General features: G+C 68.0%; 1 protein-coding gene. It reads right to left on the bottom strand.

Going from position 1 to position 822, the window contains the following annotated elements; genetic code table 11:
• Positions 1-371: 371 nt before the first annotated feature.
• Positions 372-554, bottom strand: a complete 183-nt coding sequence (locus ACLQ2R_RS39475; RefSeq protein WP_425966536.1) for a hypothetical protein — start codon at positions 552-554, stop codon at positions 372-374.
• Between the last annotated feature and the right edge of the window lie 268 nt (positions 555-822).

The raw sequence follows: 822 nt of genomic DNA, 5'->3' as shown, positions 1-822 counted from the left end.
GATCTTGGGCATCGGAAGCCACTTCGAGGGGTAAAGATCCGCCTGCCACCCCCGTGACCCATCCGTAATGTTTAGACGGGTGTGATGTGATCGTCGAGCTTGATCGATGTTCGGGGTGTTTCCGCAGATAGATGTAAGTATGAGGTAAAAGTGACTGATGTGGCGTGAGATGACCGCCACGTTGAGTTACCGGTCCGATGTGATGCAGATCACATCAGATTGATGGCACCGTTTTCGTGAGGGGCACGTCTAAAGCCCTGTCGATTCTGGATCCGGGGCGCGCGCGGGCCCGGGACGGTGTCCCGCGAGGCCGGATCGGGTCAGCCGGGCACGGACGCGGCAGGGGTCCGCCGAGTCGGCCGCCCGGGCGATCAGACAGCTCGCTCCGGCTCGCCGGCGGTCCTGGCGGCGGCCACGCGGTAGCTCTCCGCGGCGGCATCGATGTCGCCGCGCATGTCGAGCGGATGCCCGCGGACGGCGTCCAGCCGGTGGTTGCCGGGCAGCCGCTCCCGCGGCGGTCCCAGCAGGCCCAGGCCGGCCCGCGGGCCGTGCACCACGGCGACGGGCGGGTCCGGTTCGGCGACACCGCGGGGTCGCCGGTGAGCCGCTCCAGCAGTCCGTACAGGCCGAAGGATCCGTGGCCGGTCGGTGTCGGCATGTCCCTCGCTGAACATCAGGTGAGGTGGACGGAGTCGGCCGGGCGTTCTCGACACGTACGTCGCCGTGACACGCGCGAGGTCTCACCGGTGTGAAACGGCTGAAGGGGCCCGGCGGTTGCCGGGCCCCTTCAGGTGAAGCTGTGGTGCTGGTGGTGCGGTGAGC

Origin of the sequence: Streptosporangium sp. DT93, from assembly GCF_049844535.1 — a bacterium.
Lineage (GTDB): Bacteria > Actinomycetota > Actinomycetes > Streptosporangiales > Streptosporangiaceae > Streptosporangium.
This window is presented reverse-complemented; position numbering and strand designations above follow the sequence as displayed.